The following is a 1,239-nucleotide window of genomic DNA, read 5'->3' as shown; positions in this document are numbered from 1 at the left end:
CTCCCGGATCAACCGAGTTCATAAAAGCACTCTTTATAGGAACTATTCTTACAGCTACTTCCGTGAGCATAACAGTTCAGGTTCTAAAGGAACTTGGAAAGATTTCCACAGAAGTGGGAACAACAATCATGAGCGCCGCAATCATCGATGACGTAATAGGAATCGTGGTTCTTACAGCTGTTCTTGGTCTGAAAGATCCAAATGCCAATCTTGCAGCTGTTTGCTTAAAGACCGTAGCCTTCTTTGCGCTTTCGGTTGTTGTGGGAATTATCATCTTTAAGATAATGTCAAAAGCAGAAGCGAAATGGCCTCATACCAGAAGAATCCCGATCATGGGTCTGGCACTTGCCTTTGCAATGTCTTATGTTGCCGATAAGTACTTTGGAGTAGCTGATATCACCGGTGCCTATGTTGCAGGTATTATTCTCAGCTCTCTGGACAACTCCGAGTATATAGACAGAAAGATGGACATAAATTCATATATGTTATTCGGCCCCGTATTCTTTGCAAGTGTAGGCCTTCAGACAAACCTAAGGTCTGTCGACATGACAATCCTTGCATTCTCGGCAGCATTTGTTGTCGTTGGACTCCTCGGAAAGGTTGTAGGCTGTGGCATCGTTGCAAAGCTCCTTAAGTACAACACCTCTGACTCGTTAAAGATTGGTGTGGGTATGATGACCAGAGGCGAAGTTGCACTTATCGTAGCTCAAAGAGGTTTAAAAGCTGGTATCGTTGACAGCAGATACTTTACCGCAGTAATCCTGTTGATAATATTAAGCTCAATTCTGACACCTATAATATTGAAGGCTATATATGCCTCAGATGAAAAAGCTAATTCTCCTGCCTGAGTTAATCGACTGTAGAACTGATATTGTACTAAAATAAAAAGGTCCGCTTTCTATTAAGAAAACGGGCCGTTTAATTTCAGTTTTAACAAGCAATGCTAAAAGCATCCCCACACATCATATCTTTTATCATACTGGCAAATATCTACATCCATATCAGTAATCTCATCAGCATACAGCCGAATAAGATCACTAAGGGTCCTACGAAAAGCCATATTACTTGTCCTTACCTTCAATCCAATAATTTACCAAATGCAAAATGGTATTTATTGTAATGCTATCGAATCTTTAAATTCCGGTTTATTCTTCCATCAAGGATTATGTATTACATTTCTCTTTCCACTATTGGCAGTTCCTCTTACTTCTTCGTGGTAAAAGTAATCTACGATTGTTG

At 40.1% G+C, this 1,239-nt stretch carries 1 protein-coding gene; it reads left to right on the top strand.

Annotated elements, in window-relative coordinates:
• Window positions 1-848: cation:proton antiporter (locus G588_RS0118505; RefSeq protein ID WP_022780169.1), on the top strand; the 848-nt coding region annotated here is incomplete at its 5' end.
• Window positions 849-1,239: the final 391 nt, after the last annotated feature.

This window comes from Butyrivibrio sp. AE3009 (assembly GCF_000420845.1).
Lineage (GTDB): Bacteria > Bacillota > Clostridia > Lachnospirales > Lachnospiraceae > Butyrivibrio.
The sequence above is the reverse complement of the archived record's forward strand: the minus strand, read 5'-3'. Positions and strand labels throughout refer to the sequence as shown.